Origin of the sequence: Enterococcus sp. AZ140 (assembly GCF_051714405.1) — a bacterium.
GTDB classification, from domain to species: domain Bacteria; phylum Bacillota; class Bacilli; order Lactobacillales; family Enterococcaceae; genus Enterococcus_B; species Enterococcus_B pernyi.
Map to the genome: position 1 here is coordinate 1,806,001 of NZ_JBIORU010000001.1, position 19,444 is coordinate 1,825,444.

General features: G+C 40.6%; 14 protein-coding genes and 2 pseudogenes. All 16 read right to left on the reverse strand.

Features of this window, described 5'->3' with window-relative positions; all coding sequences use genetic code 11:
- Positions 1-107: 107 nt before the first annotated feature.
- The 16 genes and pseudogenes from ribF to pyrH all read right to left on the reverse strand — a co-directional run bounded on the left by ribF (position 108) and on the right by pyrH (position 19,269).
- Positions 108-1,052: a riboflavin biosynthesis protein RibF gene (gene ribF, locus IGJ39_RS08290; protein WP_065097010.1), complete on the reverse strand. Its 945-nt coding sequence runs from the start codon at positions 1,050-1,052 to the stop codon at positions 108-110.
- Positions 1,053-1,059: 7 nt separating this feature from the next.
- Complete coding sequence (gene truB / locus IGJ39_RS08295; RefSeq protein WP_065097011.1) at positions 1,060-1,983, reverse strand: tRNA pseudouridine(55) synthase TruB; 924 nt, start codon at positions 1,981-1,983, stop codon at positions 1,060-1,062.
- A 638-nt stretch (positions 1,984-2,621) separates the two neighbouring features.
- Positions 2,622-2,969, reverse strand: a complete 348-nt coding sequence (gene rbfA / locus IGJ39_RS08300) for a 30S ribosome-binding factor RbfA (RefSeq protein WP_010735198.1) — start codon at positions 2,967-2,969, stop codon at positions 2,622-2,624.
- A gap of 24 nt (positions 2,970-2,993) precedes the next feature.
- Positions 2,994-4,883: pseudogene (gene infB, locus IGJ39_RS08305) on the reverse strand (translation initiation factor IF-2); the annotation flags it as partial.
- Positions 4,884-5,021: 138 nt separating this feature from the next.
- Positions 5,022-5,444: pseudogene (locus IGJ39_RS08310) on the reverse strand (translation initiation factor IF-2 N-terminal domain-containing protein); the annotation flags it as partial.
- Between the two features lie 12 nt (positions 5,445-5,456).
- Positions 5,457-5,768, reverse strand: coding sequence for a YlxQ-related RNA-binding protein (locus tag IGJ39_RS08315; RefSeq protein ID WP_010735196.1), 312 nt, complete (start codon positions 5,766-5,768; stop codon positions 5,457-5,459).
- Positions 5,765-6,058 carry an RNase P modulator RnpM gene (gene rnpM, locus IGJ39_RS08320; RefSeq protein ID WP_010735195.1) on the reverse strand — a complete coding sequence of 98 codons (294 nt, stop codon included), beginning with the start codon at positions 6,056-6,058 and terminating at the stop codon, positions 5,765-5,767. Before rnpM ends, IGJ39_RS08315 begins: the two co-directional genes overlap by 4 nt.
- Positions 6,059-6,081: 23 nt before the next feature.
- Positions 6,082-7,269, reverse strand: a complete 1,188-nt coding sequence (gene nusA, locus IGJ39_RS08325; RefSeq protein ID WP_195476197.1) for a transcription termination factor NusA — start codon at positions 7,267-7,269, stop codon at positions 6,082-6,084.
- A 21-nt stretch (positions 7,270-7,290) separates the two neighbouring features.
- Positions 7,291-7,764: a ribosome maturation factor RimP gene (gene rimP, locus IGJ39_RS08330; protein ID WP_010735193.1), complete on the reverse strand. Its 474-nt coding sequence runs from the start codon at positions 7,762-7,764 to the stop codon at positions 7,291-7,293.
- Between the two features lie 205 nt (positions 7,765-7,969).
- Positions 7,970-12,322, reverse strand: coding sequence for a PolC-type DNA polymerase III (locus IGJ39_RS08335; protein ID WP_195476199.1), 4,353 nt, complete (start codon positions 12,320-12,322; stop codon positions 7,970-7,972).
- A 642-nt stretch (positions 12,323-12,964) separates the two neighbouring features.
- The gene (locus IGJ39_RS08340) at positions 12,965-14,674 is read right to left on the reverse strand and encodes a proline--tRNA ligase (RefSeq protein WP_010735191.1); all 1,710 of its coding nucleotides are present in this window, start codon (positions 14,672-14,674) and stop codon (positions 12,965-12,967) included.
- 58 nt (positions 14,675-14,732) lie between these two features.
- On the reverse strand, positions 14,733-16,001 hold the full coding sequence (gene rseP / locus IGJ39_RS08345) for an RIP metalloprotease RseP (protein WP_062805088.1): 1,269 nt from the start codon (positions 15,999-16,001) through the stop codon (positions 14,733-14,735).
- 200 nt (positions 16,002-16,201) lie between these two features.
- Positions 16,202-17,002: a phosphatidate cytidylyltransferase gene (locus IGJ39_RS08350; protein ID WP_023519848.1), complete on the reverse strand. Its 801-nt coding sequence runs from the start codon at positions 17,000-17,002 to the stop codon at positions 16,202-16,204.
- Positions 16,999-17,805, reverse strand: coding sequence for an isoprenyl transferase (locus tag IGJ39_RS08355; protein ID WP_195476203.1), 807 nt, complete (start codon positions 17,803-17,805; stop codon positions 16,999-17,001). The genes IGJ39_RS08350 and IGJ39_RS08355 overlap by 4 nt, the downstream gene beginning before the upstream one ends.
- A 180-nt stretch (positions 17,806-17,985) precedes the next feature.
- Positions 17,986-18,543 (reverse strand): ribosome recycling factor, encoded by a 558-nt coding sequence (gene frr, locus IGJ39_RS08360; protein WP_023519849.1) that lies wholly within the window; start codon positions 18,541-18,543, stop codon positions 17,986-17,988.
- A gap of 3 nt (positions 18,544-18,546) precedes the next feature.
- The gene (gene pyrH / locus IGJ39_RS08365; RefSeq protein WP_010735186.1) at positions 18,547-19,269 is read right to left on the reverse strand and encodes a UMP kinase; all 723 of its coding nucleotides are present in this window, start codon (positions 19,267-19,269) and stop codon (positions 18,547-18,549) included.
- Between the last annotated feature and the right edge of the window lie 175 nt (positions 19,270-19,444).

Here is a 19,444-nt window from a genome sequence, read left to right on the forward strand (position 1 = left end):
GTGTAGGTGAAAGCAAATCATACGCACTAAAAAATTCTTTCCAAAAAAAGAAAGCCCTTCAGTTATCCTGATTGGGCTTCTTCCTTATTCTCGAATACTATATTTGCTTATTCAACATGTTCAAAAAAATCAGCAGTTACTTGTTCGTCTGCTTTTAATTGCTCGATCAAAGCTTCTGCTCCATCAAACTTCACTTGATCTCGGATAAACTCGTGCCAACGAATGTAGACATGTTCACCATAGATATCTTGATCAAAATCTAGAATATACAGTTCGACTGTCAATTCACGTCCATCGCCAAATGTATCATTATGTCCGATTGATCCCATCGCTGGATACCACGTCTCACCGATTTTGATTTCACAAACATAGACACCCACTTTTGGTAAATGAACGGTGCTTTTCACTTTGACATTGGCTGTCGGGAATCCTAATAAGCGACCACGTGCGTCCCCGTGGATGACCACACCGTCGATTTCATAAATATATCCTAGCAAATGGGCGACACTCGCGACATCCCCAGCATCCAAGTCTTGACGAATCCGTGAAGAACTGATTTTTTCTCCTTCTTGTTGCTCTTTTGGTACAGTGACTACCTCAAAGCGACCTTTTGCATAACCAGGAAGATGAGGAACATCCGCAATTTCTTTCGGACCATACGTATAGTCAAAGCCAGAAACGGCATACTTAGCATTTAGTCCTACAATATATTGATCAACGAAATCTTGAGGGGCTAAGTGGGCAAATGCTGAAGTAAATTCAATTTCGTAAAGATAATCGATACCAAGTTCTGCCATTTTTTCTTCTTTTTGTTCTAACGTAGTCAAGTATTTAACGTTACTTGGATTGATTTTTTTAAAGACGATTGACGGATGTTGATTAAATGTCATCAATGCCAATTTCAGACCCTCTCTTTGAGCAATTTCTCGCCCCGTTTCAATCACTTTCTGATGTCCTAAATGAACTCCGTCAAAGAAACCTAAGATCAATACGACGTCTTCTTTCGGAATTTGAGAAACTTGATAAGGGTGTCTGATTTTGATGATTTCCATTTTTACATTAAACCTCATTTCTTAAAACTTTACTTGGTTTTAACTTATTTTTTTCTTTTGGATTTGGTTGGTAGATACTCACTACTTTTCCTTGATAAAAAAGGGCAATTTCTTCTGATGGCATCTCTGATAGACCGAATACTTGGTAATCTAAGCGCATACCATTCTTGACTTTCTGCCACACTGTTTCATCGATATCGACCTGTTTGAACTTTGCTACACCCGTTTCAATGGGTAATAAATACTCTTCAATCGTACCATTCTCCATATATGATGCTACTTCAGCTAAAGTCATTGCTTGGGATTCATCCATGCCGGCACTCGCTGTTCTCGTCAAATCTGACATATGCGCAGGATAGCCCAGCTTACTCCCGGTATCTACAGCCAATGTCCGGACATAGGTACCTTTGCCACATTCGACTTCAAACCGCCACGAAACGGTCCCTGCTTCTTTTGACCAGAGGATTTCACTCGTTCGTTCAAAACGATAGATCTGTGCCTTGCGAACAGGTCGTTCCACTGTCTCATTATTTCGAGCATATTCATATAAACGTCGACCATTGACTTTCACAGCCGAGTACATTGGAGGAATCTGTGTGATCTCACCGACAAAAGCAGCCATTGCTTCATCTACTTGCTCCTCTGTCAATGCTTCGGTGACAGCTCGTTGTTCAACGATTTCTCCTGATTTGTCTTCAGTCGTCGTACTGTAGCCAAGTGTGATTTCTCCTTTGTAGGTCTTCCCCGAATCCGTCAGATATTCAATGACTTTAGTGGCTTTACCAATACAAATTGGAAGAACACCATCTACATCAGGATCTAATGTCCCACCATGTCCGATTTTCTTTGTATGTAAAATTTTTCGTAATTTGAATACACAATCGTGGCTAGTCATGCCGCGTTCTTTCCATAAAGGTAATAAGCCTTCCATCTTTTGTTCTCCATTCTTTTAAGTATTAACTGAATTATTATAACACATCGGATCAAAAACTGACGGGATTGATCCTTAAATGTACGATTATTTTGTTTTAGAAACATAAACGTAACAAAAGTTCACACTGTTGTAAATAGAAAGGTGGTATTCTTTTTGTAAAGGAGGGAGCACCTATGGAAAATCTTTTCTTTGCACCTTTTGATTGGTTATACGGATGGTTATCTGGTAGATGATCGGATGATTTTTTGATCAGTCAATTCTTATCTTTTGCTTTTATGATGAAACATGTTTTCCCCAAAAGCGGACAATTCAGCGATGATCATCTGCTACGAATACAACGAAAAAATTCGAAAATGGCTTCTTCTATTTTTGGATTCTTTCGTTGTATTTTGTTTGGCTCTCTAGTGTCGAATGAAAATAGACAAAAAAAAAACAGGGAGTGGGACATTAGTTCTCTCCCACCACCTAAAACCGAATAAACAGCGGGAACAGAAGTAACCTCTTCGGAAATAAGGCGCCATCCACAAAAATTTGAAGAACAATTTTCGTGGATGGCGCCTTATTTCTCGAGGCTGAACACTTCTGTCCCGACCTCTGTTTGACCATTGATACGAACGAGTTAACTCGCTAGAACATTAGTCTTTGTTTAAATTACGCAATAATTCATCGATATGATTACCATATACAACTGATTCGTCTAGCTCAAACGTCAATTCAGGTGTTTTATAAATACTCATGTTATGTCCTAATTCACGACGAATCAGTCCACTTGCTTTATTCAACCCTTCTTGCGCTTTTTTCTTATCTGAGGCTAAGTCAGATAAGAGGCTATAATAAATCGTTGCTTGTTGCAGATCACCCGTGACATGCACATCTGTGATCGTTACGTTTTCCACACGTGGATCACGTACCTTTTTGCGTAAGATATCATTCACTTCTTTTAAAATTTCTTGACCGACTCTGCGGTCACGATAGTTAGCCATAATGAGCGGCCTCCTTTTTTTAAATTAGTCGACTTTGATTTCTTCCATGATAAAGCCTTCGATAACATCGTCTACTTTAAGATCATTGAATTTCTCAACCATTGCTCCACATTCAAAGCCCATTTTTACTTCTTTGACATCGTCTTTGAAGCGTTTCAAGCTTGCTAATTGTCCTTCGAAAATGACGATGCCATCACGAATGACACGTACGCCGCTATCACGACGAATGTAACCATCAGTGACAAAGGCACCAGCGATCGTTCCGACTTTCGATACTTTGAAGGTTTCACGGACAGTCATTTGACCAGTGATTTTCTCTTCAAATTCAGGATCTAGCATCCCTTTCATCGCTGTTTCGATTTCTTCGATAGCTTTGTAGATGATACGGTGAAGACGGATATCCACTTCTTCTGTATCTGCTTGGATTTTCGCTTGTGGTGTCGGACGAACATTGAAACCAATGATGATCGCATTACTTGCCGCAGCAAGTGTTACATCACTTTCATTGATTGCTCCAACAGCTGAATGGACGATCTTGACACGTACGCCTTCAACGTCGATCTTCTTCAATGAAGCAGCTAGTGCTTCTGCTGAACCTTGTACATCAGCCTTGATGATGACATTGACTTCTTTTAATTCGCCTTCTTTTAAGCTTTCAAATAAGTTATCTAATGTCACACGGCTAGTTGCTGCACGTTGTTCTAACATCGCACGTTTGCCACGTTCTTCACCCGCCGCACGAGCTGTTTTCTCATCTTCAAAGACAACAAAACGATCGCCTGCTTGAGGTACATCATTCAATCCTGTGATTTCAACAGGTGTTGCTGGTCCAGCTGTTTTTTCACGGCGTCCTAAGTCGTTGACCATTACACGTACACGACCATATGTGTTTCCGACAACGATTGGGTCTCCGACATTCAATGAACCTTGTTGAACAAGTAATGTTGTCACAGGACCTTTTCCTTTGTCTAATCGTGCTTCAATCACTGTACCGATCGCACGTTGTGTTGGATCAGCTTTCAAGTCTTCCACTTCAGCGACTAAAAGAATCATTTCTAATAGTTCTTCGATGTTTTGACCGAATTTCGCTGAGATTTCTACAAAAATCGTTTCGCCACCCCATGCTTCAGGAATCAATTCATATTCACTTAATTCTTGCATCACATGTTGTGGGTTTGCACCTGGTTTATCGATTTTGTTGACTGCAACGATGATTGGCACACCAGCTGCTTTCGCATGGTTGATCGCTTCTACAGTCTGTGGCATTACGCCATCATCGGCGGCAACAACTAAAATCGTGATATCAGTGATACTTGCACCACGCGCACGCATACTTGTAAAGGCCGCATGTCCTGGTGTATCCAAGAATGTAATTGGTTTGCCATCAATATCGATTTGATACGCACCGATATGCTGTGTGATACCACCGGCTTCTCCGCTTGTTACGCGAGAATGACGTAAGGTATCGAGTAAAGTTGTTTTACCATGGTCAACGTGTCCCATGATCGTAACAACTGGTGGACGTGACACTAATTTTTCTGGATTCACTTCATCCGCTTCAAAGAATTTGTCAATATCCGCAATATCTACTTGGATTTTTTCTTGTGGTTCCATCCCGTAGTCTGTTGCTAACAATTCGATCGTATCTTTATCTAATGCTTGGTTTTGATTGACCATCACGCCTAGCATAAATAATTTTTTAATGATCTCTGCTGGTTCGCGGTGAATTTTCTTCGCGATATCTGCAACATTCATACCTTCTGTATACTCTAATACTTCAGGTAACTCACGGAATTTACGTGGTGGAACTGCTGGCTTGTTTGACGTTTGTTGTTTGCCTTTTTTCCCTTTTTTGTTGAAACGATTGCGGTTGTTGTTGTTGAATTTGCCGCGATTGTTATTATTGTTTCTATTTTGGCCGCCGCCTTGGTTTGCTCCTTGACGGTTTTGGTTACTGCCCTGAGTGTTTCCTTGGGTAGAGCCTTGGCGGTTTTGGTTGCTACCTTGGCTGTTGCCTTGGGTAGTTCCCTGACGGTTTTGGTTGCTGCCTTGGTTGTTACCTTGGCGATTTTGATTATTGTTTTGAGTAGCTCCTTGACGGTTTTGATTGTTTCCACCTGTCTGGTTACTCTTATTCTGATTTGTTGATTGGTTTTTTCCTTGATTCACTTGACCGCTCCCTTGACCGCGATCTTGATAGTTGCGGTTACTTTTATTTTTTTGTTGGTTCGATGGTTCGTTTGTTTTCTTTTGGTTACTTGGTTGTTGTCCGGCTGGTTTTTGGTTTGCTTTTTGTACTGGTTGCTTTTTCTGCTGTGGTTGGTTGAACGCTTGTTGCAGTTTCTTTTCATCTTGTGTGCTGACCGCACCCATGTGATTTTTCACATCGATTCCAAGTTTCTGCGCTTTATCAACGACCTCTTTACTAGACTTGTTCCATTCTTTCGCTAGTTCATAAATTCGTTTATTGCCCATGCAATCACCTTCCTAACCTTCAATTAGCTCCTTGACCTTTTTTGCAAAGCCGGTGTCCGTGATTCCTATCACTTTCCGAGGTTTACCGATCATCTGCGTGATTTCTTCCTCAGAAAACAGCTCAAAGCAAGGAACTTCGTAGTACGAACTCTTATCTTTGATTTTTTTTCTGGTATTCTCACTGGCATCACTCGCGACGAAAACGATCTTGGCTTTTTGGCGACGGATATCTCCGATCGTCAATTCTTCACCTGTGATCATTTTCCCTGCACGCATCGCTAGACCAATAAGATTCATGGCTTTTTGCCGATTCATCCCATTCATTCGCCAAATAGCTCTTTTCGGGCTTTTTGGTGAGTGACGTAATCTAATAGTTCTTGATAAAATTCATCTGTTAGCTTAGCTTCAAGTACACGATCCAAGAGATGTTTATCCCAAGCTTGTTGTACTTCCTCCGGCTCAAGTGAGACATACGCTCCTCGTCCAGGCATTTTTCCAGTAGGATCGATCGATACCACACCTTCTTTTGAACGTGTGACCCGAATCATCTCTTTTTTTGGTTTCATTTCACCTGAAACCACAGATTTGCGTAAAGGGATCTTCCTTTGTTTCATCTCTTTGCCTCCTTCACTAGCAGTTAAATTTCTTCTTGTTCAGTTATTTCAGCTGTTTCGTCTTCAAATGCGATTGTTTGATATTCATCATCTGTCAAATCTGATTGGATGATTGCTTCATCGTGTAATTCTTCAGAGATTGCTGCTTCTTCCTGAGCTTTTTTCTCATAGAATTCAGTCATGTCTGACTCTGATTTGATGTCGATTTTGTGGTTCGTCAATTTGGCTGCTAAACGCGCATTTTGTCCGCGTTTACCGATTGCCAATGACAATTGATAATCCGGCACAACGACCGTACAAGCTTTTGGATTTTGTTCGTCAAAAATGACATCCACGACTTGTGAAGGATTCAATGCGTTCGCAATGAACACCGCAGGATCTTCATCCCACTCGACAATATCCATGTTTTCGCCCTTCAATTCATTCACGATTGCTTGGACACGTTGGCCTTTAGGACCGACACACGTGCCGACAGCATCGATATTCGGATCCGTTGAGCGGACAGCCACTTTTGAACGATCGCCTGCTTCTCTAGCCACACTGACGATTTCAACAAGTCCATCATAAACTTCTGGTACTTCTTGTTCGAACAAGCGACGCAAAAGATCAGGATGACTACGGCTAACAAAGACTTGAGGGCCTTTTGATGTATTCTCAACACGTGATACATATACTTTAATACGATCATGTGGTTGATAAAATTCATTTGGCATTTGGTCTTGTTTTGATAGTACCGCTTCGATTTTACCTAAATTGACATAGATATAACGTTTGTCTTGACGTTCAACGATCCCTTGCATAATGTCTTTTTCATAAGCACTGAATTCGTTATAGATGATCGTGCGTTCTGCTTCACGTACACGTTGCAAGATGACTTGCTTCGCTGTTTGGGCAGCGATACGACCGAAATCTTTTGGTGTGACTTCAAAACGGATCTTGTCACCGATCTCGTAAGCAGGATTGATCAACAAGGCGTCTTTCAAAGATACTTCTAATTGTGAGTCCATCACTTCTTCAGTGACTTCTTTCACTGCATAGACATGGATCTTGCCTTTTTTTTGTTCAAATTCTACTTCTACGTTTTGTGCTTGCCCATAATGGCGTTTGTATGCAGAAACTAACGCAGCTTCTAAAGCGTCGATCACGATTTCTTTTGAGATTCCTTTTTCAGCCTCTAAAGCATCTAACGCGTTCAACATTTCTTTACTCATTCTTCTGTTTCCTCTCCGTGATTAAAATTGGATTGCTAAGCGAGCTTTGGCAATATTCTTACGGTCAAAAACAATTTCTTTTTCCCGTGTCTTTATGCGTATCTTCAATGTAAGCTGTTCAGCATCAAATGATTGGAGAAAACCTTCATATTGTTTTTCTCCGTCAACTGGTTGATATAAAGACACATGGATATACTCTCCTCGTGCTTTTTCATAATCTGCCTCTTTTTTCAAAGGGCGTTCTGCGCCTGGAGATGATACCTCTAGGAAATATGCTTGTGGTATCGGGTCTGGCTCTGTCGTATCAAGTTTCTCACTTAATTTTTCACTGACAAATGCGCATTCTTCAATGTCGATTCCGCCTTCTTTATCTATAAACACCCGTAAAAACCAGCTTTTTCCTTCTTTGACAAATTCTACTTCTACTAGCTCAAACTTTTGTTCATCTAAGATCGGTGTCACCATTTCTGTGACTGTTTCAACGACGCTACTCAAAGATTTCGCCTCCTTAAAATTAGATCCGTAATTCCATTAAAAAGAGTGAGCGAAAATTCCGCTCACTCACAGTTAGTATCATTACCTTAAATAACTATAACATAAATCACTCTAAATGACAAGCCATATCATTAGAACCAACTGGCAACCAGCTTTACTAATCTTTGCTTTCATTTTGATTCATTTTCATTTCTCACGTTGACTTTTATAACATATCAAATAACGATAATTGATTTTCATCAGGTAAATCTTTCAAGACACCATTTTCTGTCATATACTCGATCAATGTCTTCGAGACTTTCCCACGAGTTGCCAAGTCTTCTTTGGATAAGAAAGGACCATCTTTTCTCGCTTCGACGATTTGTTTCGCTACGTTGGCCCCTAAACTTGGTACCGCGCGGAATGGCGCAATCAGCGTGTCTCCTTCGATCACAAAGTTTACTGCATCGGATTTGTATAAATCGATCATTCCGAATTTCAAGCCACGTTCTAGCATCTCATTGGCTAACTCTAAAACTGTCAACTGATTCTTTTCTTTTACAGAAGCATCTAAGCCTTTATCCGTGATTTCCTTCATCGCTTCTTTCACTGCTTCTTTTCCTTTGCACATAGCGACAAGATTAAAGTCATCTGCACGAACGGAAAAATAGGCACAGTAATACAATATCGGAAAATAAACTTTGAAATAAGCAACCCGTAGCGCCATCAAGACATAAGCAGCCGCATGGGCTTTCGGGAACATGTATTTGATTTTCGAACAAGAATCGATGTACCAGTCAGGAACGTTATTTTCTTTCATTGCGGTCAAATACGTTTCACGCAATTCGTCAGGGATCTTATTCCATAATCCTTTACGCACCGTCTCCATGATTTTGAACGCCATCCCACTATCTAAGCCAGCATGGATCAAATAAACCATGATATCATCACGACAGCCGATTACTTCAGCCAGCGTCGCATCCCCACGTTTGATCAATTCCTCTGCGTTCCCTAACCAAACATCCGTACCATGAGAAAGACCAGAGATCTGCAATAATTCCGCAAAAGTCGTTGGGTGTGTTTCCTCTAACATCCCACGAACGAAACGTGTCCCAAATTCCGGTATCCCTAATGTACCTGTTTTAGAATAAATCTGTTCTTGTGTGACTCCCAAGACTTCGGGTCCAGAAAAGATCCGCATGACTTCTGGATCATCGGTTGGGATTGTTTGTGGATCAATCCCAGATAAATCTTGCAACATCCGGATCACCGTTGGATCATCGTGTCCCAGGATATCAAGTTTCAAGACATTGTCATGGATCGAGTGGAAATCAAAGTGGGTCGTTTTCCATTCTGAATTCTGATCGTCTGCCGGATATTGGATCGGCGTGAAATCATATACATCCATATAATCGGGGATAACAATGATTCCCCCTGGATGCTGTCCAGTCGTTCGCTTGACCCCAGTAGCACCTTTAGCTAAGCGATCCACTTCGGCGCTGCGGTAATGCAAGTTGTGGTCACGTTCAAACCCTTTAACGAATCCATACGCCGTTTTATCCGCAACAGTACCGATCGTTCCCGCACGATAGACATATTCTTCGCCAAACAATACTTTCGTATAATGATGGGCTTCTGCTTGATAATCCCCTGAGAAGTTCAAATCGATATCGGGTACTTTATCGCCATGGAAACCTAAGAATGTTTCAAACGGAATATCATGCCCATCTTTATTTAAACGAGCGCCACATTTTGGACATTTTTTCTCAGGCATATCAAATCCTGAACCATAAGTTCCATCTTCATAAAATTCAGAATACTGACAATCTGGGCAATAGTAATGAGGTGCCAATGGATTAACCTCTGTGATCCCGGTCATGGTTGCGACGAAACTAGAACCAACCGAGCCACGAGAACCAACTAAATAGCCATCTTCATTGCTTTTATGCACTAACTTTTGTGAAATCAAATAAATCACTGAGAAACCATTACCATTGATCGAATCCAGTTCTTTTTTCAGACGCTTTTCTACGATATCCGGTAATGGATCACCATACATTTGTTTTGCCTTCGTATAACTTAGATCCGTGATTTCATCTTCCGAACCAGGAATTTTAGGGGTATATAATTCATCTTTGACTGGCACGACTTCTTCACAGATATCTGCAATCTTATTGGTATTTTCAACTACGATTTCTTTTGCTAAATCTGTACCTAAGAAGGTGAAAGCAGTCAGCATCTCATCCGTTGTTCTGAAATGCACTTCAGGCAAACTGTGACGATTCAATGGATTGGCTCCCCCCATCGAATTGACCAAGATTTTACGATAGATCGCATCTTCTTCATTCAGATAGTGGACATTTCCTGTCGCTACAACGATTTTATCTAATGATTTGCCGATTTCTACTAAGTTACGAATGATTTCTTCTAAATCATGTTCATTTTTGACAAGCTCTTGCTCCAGGAGTGGTGCATAGACAGCTTTAGGCATGACTTCGATATAGTCATAAAATTTCGCCCGGTTACGTGCTTCTTCTACCCCTTTTTGCATCATGGCTTCAAAAATCTCACCCTTGTCACAGGCAGAACCAACTAACAGATCTTGTCGGAATTTTTTCAGCTGTGATCGGGGGATTCGTGGCACGCGTTCAAAATAATCGACGTTTGACATCGAGATCAGTTTGAACAGGTCTTTTAATCCAGCTTGGTTTTTAGCCAGTAATGTGACATGGAAAGGTCGCGCCCGTTTGTAAGAATCACCCTCACCTACATGGGCATTCAACTGATCGTGATAATACATTTCGTGGTTTTCCATCGCTTCTTTGATAAATATCCAAGCCAGATGTCCGGTTGCTTCCGCATCATAAATTGCGCGGTGATGCTGTTCCAAGCTAACACCGAATTTTTTGGATAGGACACCTAAACCAAACCGTTTGAATTGTGGATATAAATAACGAGCTAATTCTAAGGTATCGATGACTGGATTGGCTGCTTCAGGGATATTGTATTTGGCATAACTTGTATTCAAAAATCCCATATCGAATGCCGCATTATGGGCAACTAGGATCGCATCTTTTGAGAATTCTAAAAATAAGCGTAAAACTTCTTCTTCTGATTTTGAACCGCGGACCATTTCATCCGTGATCCCTGTCAAATCAATGGTTGTTCGTGATAAGGGATGTCCAGGATCGATAAATTCATCAAAACTTTCGATGACATTTCCTTTGTACATCTTAACAGCAGCTAACTCGATGATCGTATCATAAACAGCAGACAAACCTGTTGTCTCCACGTCAAACACGACATAAGTGGATTCACTCAATGAATCATGGGCGTCATTATACGCAATCGGCACTCCATCATCGACCACATTCGCTTCGACACCATACAAGATCTTCACACCAGCTTTTTTCCCTGCACTATGTGCCTCTGGAAATGCTTGTGCACCGCCATGGTCAGTGATTGCAATTGCTTTATGTCCCCACTTACCTGCTTGTGCCACAAGATCTGCAATATTGTTCGTCGCATCCATGGTACTCATATTACTATGAAGATGTAATTCAACACGCTTTTCCCCTTCAGGAGAATAATCTTTACGTGGTGCATGTTTGACTTCTAAAATGTCTTGGGCATTCATCACTAGGTCACGAACAAACGTGTCTTCTTGGACACTCCCACGAACTTTCAACCAACTACCCGTACTGATTGCTTCAAAGATTTGTTCATCTTTTTCATTATTTGAAAACTTTTTGACGATAAATGAAGAAGTGTAATCTGTGATCTTCAATGTCAAAATCTTACGTTTTGAACGAAGCTCGCGTACTTCTTTATCGAACACGTAGCCTTCGATCGTTACCCGGCGTTCCTCTTCCAAGATATTGATCATCGGTGTGATAGGCTCATCATTCGGGATATTTCTACCTAGTTGGATCGGCCCGTCAAGCGCTGGTAATTGCTCTTTGCGCTCTTTTTTCTTTTGTTCATGAACAATCAAGCTTTCAGCCGCTTGTTTCATGAACGCTTCAGCCTGCTCTTGTCGTCTTTCTTCAAAAAGCTTCAGGACTCTTTCTGCTTGTTGCTCATCAACTTCTGGTTCGATCCGAAACTTAGGAAAGCCGTAACTAACAAATAACTGTTCTACTAATGGCAGATATTGTTGTTTAAGATAGCCGATCGCTCCCTCACCATCAACAGGCAAAATCACCTTATGATCTTTGATCGTTGGCACTTGCGTCTTTAACACCTTTTGTACTAAAGGCGTATCGCATTGCTGACTTTCCAGTGCTTGCGACCAATAATCTTGTAAGAGTTGTTCATCAAATGTTTGATCCGCTGCTTGAACTGTGATTTTCACCTCAGCAATTTCTTTAAATGCAAGTATGACATGTTGCACCAGCGAACGATAAAGCATCACAGGCAAAATAGCTGGAAAACGTAACGTAAACTCCCACAGACGAGATTTACGATGGACCACCACCTGTTCCATTTCACCAGCAGAAATAAGCGGATGCGCTTTTTCTGTTTCTTCTAATTGGATCTGCTCCAATAATTTCTCAAATAACTCTCGTTTTTCTGACAAAAATATACGCCCTTTCTGTCAAGACCAGAAATCATTCCATTTCCGACCCTTACTTTTCAATACTATCTAGTATAACCCTTTTTAGGGAAATTTTCATCAAGGTTGTGAGAAAGCTGGGCAACTCCGAGTATTAAGAAAGAATTTGAGAAAATAGCTTCTCATATTTTTTCAAATTTTGGCTTAATATCGTAGGAGTTAGCTTTCGAACACCGTTCATTAGGTTGTGAGAAAAGCGCTTTGACCTGAGCAGTAAGATGGAAAATCAGAAAATAGCTTTTCATATTTTTTGATTTTCCAGCTTAATGTTGAAGGTTAGCTTTTCGAACACCGTTTATCAGGTTGTGAAAGAAGCGGTCAGCACTGAGTAATAAGACAGGAAAATCGAAAATGGCTTTTTCATTTTTGATTTTTTTGGCTTATTATTGAAGTATTGCTTCTTGAACACCGTTTATCAAGGTTGTGAGAAAGCCGGTTAGCTCCGAGTATTAAGGCGGAAATTGAGAAAATAGCTTCTCATATTTTTTGATTTTCCAGCTTAATGTTGAAGGTTAGCTTTTCGAACACCTTTCATTAACTGAAGAAAAGGAAATGAAAAAGTCGCTTCCGTCTTCTAAAAGACTGATACGACTTTTCCACTCTTATTTATTCGCCTTGATTCAATAAAATCGGTAATGTATTTACAAGTTCTTCTTTCCGAACTTCGACCATTTCACCTGTTTTTTTGATTTTCACTTCGACGATGCCATCTACTGCTTTTTTACCGACGGTGATACGGATTGGACATCCGATCAAATCAGAATCAGCAAACTTAACACCTGCACGCTCATTGCGATCATCAACAAGTACTTGATAACCCGCTTCGTTCATTGCTTTTTCCACTTCATTCGTCAAGTTCGTTTGGAACTCATCTTTTAAGTTCATTTGTACGACATGCAAATCAAATGGTGCAATGCCTTTTGGCCAGTGAATACCGTTTTCGTCAGCATTTTGTTCAACGATCGCTGAAAGTAGGCGGCTCACACCGATACCATAGCAACCCATGATCACGTGTTTTTCACGACCATTCTCATCAAGAACAGTAGCGCCCATCGATTCGCTATAACGTGTACCTAGTTTGAAGATATGCCCGATCTCGATTCCTCGAGTGAAAGCTAATACGCCATTATTATCTGGCGAAGGATCGCCTTCTTGGACAAAGCGTAAGTCTTCATATGCTAGGACATTGAAATCACGTTCTGGATTGACATTGATATAATGGTAGCCAGTTTCATTCGCTCCCGCAATTGCGTTTGCCAGATCTTGAACATGACGATCCGCATAGACTTTGACTTCTTCTGCTACACCGATTGGTCCAACTGATCCAAAATCAGCGCCTAAATAGTTTTTCGCTTCTTCTTCTGTTGCTTCTTCTAAGAAATCTGCACCTAAGAAGTTTTTCAATTTCACATCATTGACTTCATGATCGCCGCGAACTAAAACTAGAACAGGCTGCTCATCTGCTGTGAAAAGTACAGATTTGATGATTTTTTGTGGTTGAACGTCAAAGAAAGCTGCAACCTCTTCGATGGTTTTCACATCTGGTGTTTCTTTCTTTTCCATTTCCAATTGTGTTTCATGGGATTTTTTTGGCACATAGTAGCTCGTCGCCATTTCCAAGTTTGCCGCATAGTCACTTTCTGTTGAATAACAAATCGTGTCTTCACCAATTTCTGAGATCGCCATAAATTCTTTTGAGTCTTTTCCGCCCATCGCGCCACCGTCACCGATGATCGCGCGGAACTCTAGACCACAACGCTTAAAGATCTCTGTATAAGCTTTTTCGTAATCTTTGTATGTTTCATCCAAACTCTCTTGAGAAGCATGGAAAGAATAAGCATCTTTCATGATAAATTCGCGTCCACGTAATAGTCCAAAACGAGGACGTTTTTCATCACGGTATTTTGCTTGGATCTGATAAAGATTCAAAGGTAATTTTTTGTATGAATTGACTTCATCACGGATCAATTCTGTAAATGTTTCTTCATGTGTTGGTCCTAAGATCATCTGACGATCGTTGCGATCATTCAAGCGATACAAGTTGGGACCGTATGTTTCATAACGACCAGATTCTTGCCATAACTCAGCAGGTAAAATCGCTGGCATCAACATTTCTACTGCGCCGATTTTTTCAAATTCTTCGCGCATGATCGTTTTTAATTTTTCTAATACACGATTTGCAAGTGGTAAATAAGAATAGATTCCAGCCGAAACCTGACGAATGTAACCGGCACGTAGTAAGATTTGATGACTTAATACTTCCGCATCATTTGGAACTTCTCTTAATGTTGGAATCAACATTTTTGATTGTCTCATTATATAAACTCCTTTATTCCTCAAATAATCTAACGCATGTCATTATACCCTACTTTTTCTAGAAAAAGAATCGTTGAATGTCATTCCATGTTACTAATACCATCAATAGCATCAGGAAGCCAAAACCAACGAGCGTCAAAACGCCTTCTTTTTCCTGACTAAGTGGTTTACCACGGACACCTTCAAAAATATTCAAGACTAGTTTTCCACCATCTAATGCTGGAATCGGCAATAAATTGACGATCCCTAAATTCATTGATAAGATCGCCATCAAACCAATGACTGTCATGATCCCTTGATTCGCTGCCTCAGAAGACAATTGGAACATCATCACCGGTCCACCCAATTTATCCAAGCTAAAGCCGGTAAATAATGAACCTAATGCTTTGAATATTTCTAAAGAGCTACTAAATGCACGTTGTGTGCCACCGATGATCTTATCGAAGAAGCCAGTTTTCATTGGCGCTTGTATCCCAAGTTGACCAATTTTTTCACCATTCGACTCAATTGCCTTCGGTGTCACTTCAACAGAAGAAACCTGTCCATTTCGTTCAACTTCAAAATCAAGTGGTTTATCTGGATTTTCAGTAATGATCGCTGTCAGATCATTCCATGTTTGGATTGATTTTCCCTCTACTGAAAGAATTTCATCATTTTCTTTCAGTCCAGCTGCAGCCGCAGCTCCATCTGGCGTAACAACACCGATTTGGTTGGTATTTGTGACAGTCACCCCGCCTTGCATGAACGCTAATACGATGAATAATAGAATTGCTAGAATAAAATTATTCATTGGACCCGCAAAGTTCGTTAACATTCGTTGCCATAATTTGGCTGATTGGAACTGCACATCTCTCGGTGCGATCCTCAATTCAGTCCCATCCGCCTCGATGATCGAAGCATCGTGATCCACTGCATACGTTACTTCTTGCGTTTCATCACCATTCACATAACCTGTGATCGTGAGTGCTTCATCAAGATCATAACGGATCAATTCCATGGGGATCGCATTAGTCAATTGGATCTTTTTGCTCAAGTTGATTTTCTTTACGACATGATCTGAATCCATCAAGAGTGATAACGGCATTCCTGGGGCCATTTCCGTTTCGTCGTCCCCATTCCCAGCCATTCTCACATAGCCACCGATCGGTAACAAACGCAATGTATAAGTCGTGCCGTCTTTTGCTTGATGACCGTAGATTTTAGGTCCCATGCCAATCGCAAACTCGCGAACTAGGATTCCTGATCGTTTCGCAAAGAAGAAGTGGCCAAATTCATGTACGATCACTAAGATGCCAAAAACGATAATGAACGTGATAATTGTTCTCATCCTATTCTCCTTTACATTAATCATTATTTTTTATTCAGTTAAAATAAAACTACTTAATTTTACCATATTATCGACACTTCACCAAGCACCTATTAAAATGTAAAAAAATAAAAATCCTGTAAAGAATCTCCTTACCGATCGTGTCTGATTGACGGACGAAAAACTTTTGGCTTCGGAAGCTTCTTTTACAGAATTTTTATTTATATCAATCCAAATAAGTACATGACTGGAAAGACGAACAATAGACTATCGAATCGATCTAAGATCCCACCATGTCCAGGTAAAATGTTCCCTGAATCTTTGACCTCATAGTGGCGTTTAATTGCCGACTCGACTAGATCCCCAAATTGGCCTACGATCGATAGAATGATCGTTAGGAGTAACATGACGAATAAGCCATGTCCAAACAATTCTTGTGGTGGATAAAGTAAGAAATATAGTAAGGCAACAACTAACGCACTACCTATTCCCCCTAATGCACCTTCAATCGTTTTGTTGGGTGAGATATCTGGCCATAGCTTACGCTTACCAAAACGTCTACCAACTAGATATGCGCCAATATCGGTTGCCCAAACGATGAACAAGCCAAAAAGCAATACGTTGATTCCTTCTGTACGCGCACTAACAAAGTTTTGAAAACCAAAACCGACATATAAACTAGTAACAACTGGAAAACCAGCTTCATCGATCGTATACATATTTTTTGAGAAGACAGCGGCACCCAAAAGGATCATCACAGTCAAATAAAACAACATAAATTCATTTGTTTGTTCAGGTAAAAAGAAAAACCAGCGCTCTTTCGGCAGGACAAGAAAAACTGCACCAATGGCAGAAAGAACTCCTTCAAAACTTAATAGTGTCAATCCTTTCATACGAAAAAGTTCATAGACACCAACTACTGCTAATAAAGCCGCTACTAGCTCAAGACCAATTCCTCCGATCCAAATGATCGGAATAAATAATGCCAATGCTACGACCGCAGTGATCACACGTTGCTTCATGATTGTTCTCCTTTATCTACACTTTTTACGCCACCAAAACGACGGTCTCGATGTTGATAAGAAGCGATTGCTTCCTCTAAATGGGCGCCGTCAAAATCTGGCCATAAGGCTTTTGAAAAATATAATTCACTATAAGCAATCTGCCACAATAAGAAATTACTGATCCGTTCTTCGCCACTTGTCCGGATGACTAATCCTGGATCGCGAAGTTCGGGAGGTAAGAAACCGGTCATCAAATGATCCGCGATCATGTCCTCGTCGATGTCTTCCGTAGAAAGATCGTTTTCTTTTACTTGTTCACTGATTGCTTTGACTGCAGAGATGATTTCTGCCCGACTACCATAATTCAGTGCGAAGTTTAAGATCATTCCCGTATTTTCTTTGGTTTGTTCAATAGCACGGCGTACTGCATCTTGCGTATGTTCCGGCAAGAGTTCTTCATAGCCCATCACTTGTACCTTGACATTTTCAGCAATCAACTCAGGGACGAACGTATCAAAAAAGTCTACAGGTAATTGCATCAAAAAATTGACTTCCTCTTTTGGACGTTTCCAATTTTCGGTTGAAAACGCATAGAGCGTTAACACCTTTACCCCAAGTCGAGAAGCTTGTTTAGTGACTTTCTTAACGGTTTCCATGCCTTCTTTGTGGCCAGCCACTCGTGGAAGACGACGGTTTTGTGCCCAACGACCATTCCCATCCATGATGATGGCGATATGTTTCGGGATATCTCTCTGCGCATCAAAATGGTGCTCACTTTTTTCTTGAATATATTTGTTTTTTTGCGGAAAAAAACGTAACATTCTTTTTCCTCCCATACTAAAAAATTACAACTATCTTTACCATTATAGCAATATCTATCGTTATTTCCTATGGTATAGCCCTTTTTTTACGCAAATTCAAAGGATTTTTTAGTTTTTCTTAGTTAAAAAGTAAAAAACAGGAGACAGCACTTCACACTGTCCACCTGTCTTTATTGATTCTTATACTTCAAGCAATTCTTTTTCTTTGTCTGCAGCGATACGATCTACTTCTTTGATACTGTCATCTGTTAGAGTTTGCACTTCTTTTTCTAAGTCACGCAAATCATCTTCTGTGATATCGCCATTTTTTTGTTGTTTTTTGTACTCATCGATTGCATCACGACGAATGTTACGGACAGCGATTTTCGCATTTTCAGCTTCTTTTTTCACGTCTTTCGCTAATTCTTTCCGACGTTCTTCTGTTAACTGAGGAATGACTAAACGGATCACATTTCCGTCATTTGTTGGGCTGATACCGATGTCGCTTGCCATGATCGATTTTTCGATGTCTTGAAGCACACTTTTATCGAATGGTGTGATCATCAATACTCTTGCTTCTGGGATCTGAATCGATGCTAATTGGTTCAATGGTGTTGGTGCGCCATAATAATTAACAGTGATACGATCTAATAAGCTCGCATTCGCACGGCCGGCACGGATCTGTCCAAGTTCACGTTGTAGATTTTGTGCTGCTTTTTGCATCTTGTCTTTTGCTTCTGTCATAATTGCATCTGCCATTGTTTATTTCCCCCTTACGGTTGTTCCGATATTTTCACCTAAAATTGCTCGGCGAATGTTTCCATGTTCATTAAGATTGAACACAAGTAACGGGATATCATTGTCCATACTCAATGAACTAGCAGTTGAATCCATTACTTGTAATCCTTTTGCAATGACTTCCATGTGTGTCAATTCATCGAATTTCACTGCTGTTGAATCGATTTTTGGATCGGCAGAATAAACACCGTCAACATTGTTCTTAGCCATTAAAATAACATCAGCGCCAATTTCAGCTGCACGTAATGCCGCAGTTGTATCTGTAGAAAAATAAGGGTTTCCAGTACCTCCGGCAAAAATAACGATGCGCCCTTTCTCTAAATGACGCTCTGCTTTACGACGGATGTATGGTTCTGCGATTTGTCGCATTTCAATTGAGGTTTGGACGCGTGTAGGAACACCAACATTTTCTAATGTATCTTGTAATGCTAAAGCATTCATCACAGTTGCTAACATGCCCATGTAATCCGCTTGTGCACGTTCCATCCCCATTTGTGCGCCAATTTGACCGCGCCAGATATTTCCACCGCCGACAACAATTGCCATCTCTACGCCTAACTCGTGGACTTCTTTGATCTCTTGGATGATTTCTTTGATAACTGGTGGTTTGATTCCAAACCCTTCATCTCCAGCTAAAGCTTCTCCACTTAATTTTAAGACGACACGCTGATATTTTGGTGTGACCATGTTCATTCCTCCAATATTTTCTATTGACATTCTACCATATCCAGATAGTTTAGGCACGAAAATACCTATGCTCTTGATATCTCTTGCCCTAAAAAAAAGAGCTGTGACGAATGTCGCTGCTCCTCATTTCATTCAAATAAGCGATGGAACCGATGTGGTCACAAAGAAAATGCAG

What these genes read in the sequence shown, in the direction of transcription:
- ribF (WP_065097010.1), bottom strand. Translation starts at nt 1,052, where the DNA reads ATGGAAATCATCAAAATCAGACACCCTTATCAAGTTTCTCAAATTCCG.
- truB (WP_065097011.1), bottom strand. Translation starts at nt 1,983, where the DNA reads ATGGAAGGCTTATTACCTTTATGGAAAGAACGCGGCATGACTAGCCAC.
- rbfA (WP_010735198.1), bottom strand. Translation starts at nt 2,969, where the DNA reads ATGGCTAACTATCGTGACCGCAGAGTCGGTCAAGAAATTTTAAAAGAA.
- IGJ39_RS08315 (WP_010735196.1), bottom strand. Translation starts at nt 5,768, where the DNA reads ATGAATGGGATGAATCGGCAAAAAGCCATGAATCTTATTGGTCTAGCG.
- rnpM (WP_010735195.1), bottom strand. Translation starts at nt 6,058, where the DNA reads ATGAAACAAAGGAAGATCCCTTTACGCAAATCTGTGGTTTCAGGTGAA.
- nusA (WP_195476197.1), bottom strand. Translation starts at nt 7,269, where the DNA reads ATGAGTAAAGAAATGTTGAACGCGTTAGATGCTTTAGAGGCTGAAAAA.
- IGJ39_RS08340 (WP_010735191.1), bottom strand. Translation starts at nt 14,674, where the DNA reads ATGAGACAATCAAAAATGTTGATTCCAACATTAAGAGAAGTTCCAAAT.
- rseP (WP_062805088.1), bottom strand. Translation starts at nt 16,001, where the DNA reads ATGAGAACAATTATCACGTTCATTATCGTTTTTGGCATCTTAGTGATC.
- IGJ39_RS08350 (WP_023519848.1), bottom strand. Translation starts at nt 17,002, where the DNA reads ATGAAGCAACGTGTGATCACTGCGGTCGTAGCATTGGCATTATTTATT.
- IGJ39_RS08355 (WP_195476203.1), bottom strand. Translation starts at nt 17,805, where the DNA reads ATGTTACGTTTTTTTCCGCAAAAAAACAAATATATTCAAGAAAAAAGT.
- frr (WP_023519849.1), bottom strand. Translation starts at nt 18,543, where the DNA reads ATGGCAGATGCAATTATGACAGAAGCAAAAGACAAGATGCAAAAAGCA.
- pyrH (WP_010735186.1), bottom strand. Translation starts at nt 19,269, where the DNA reads ATGGTCACACCAAAATATCAGCGTGTCGTCTTAAAATTAAGTGGAGAA.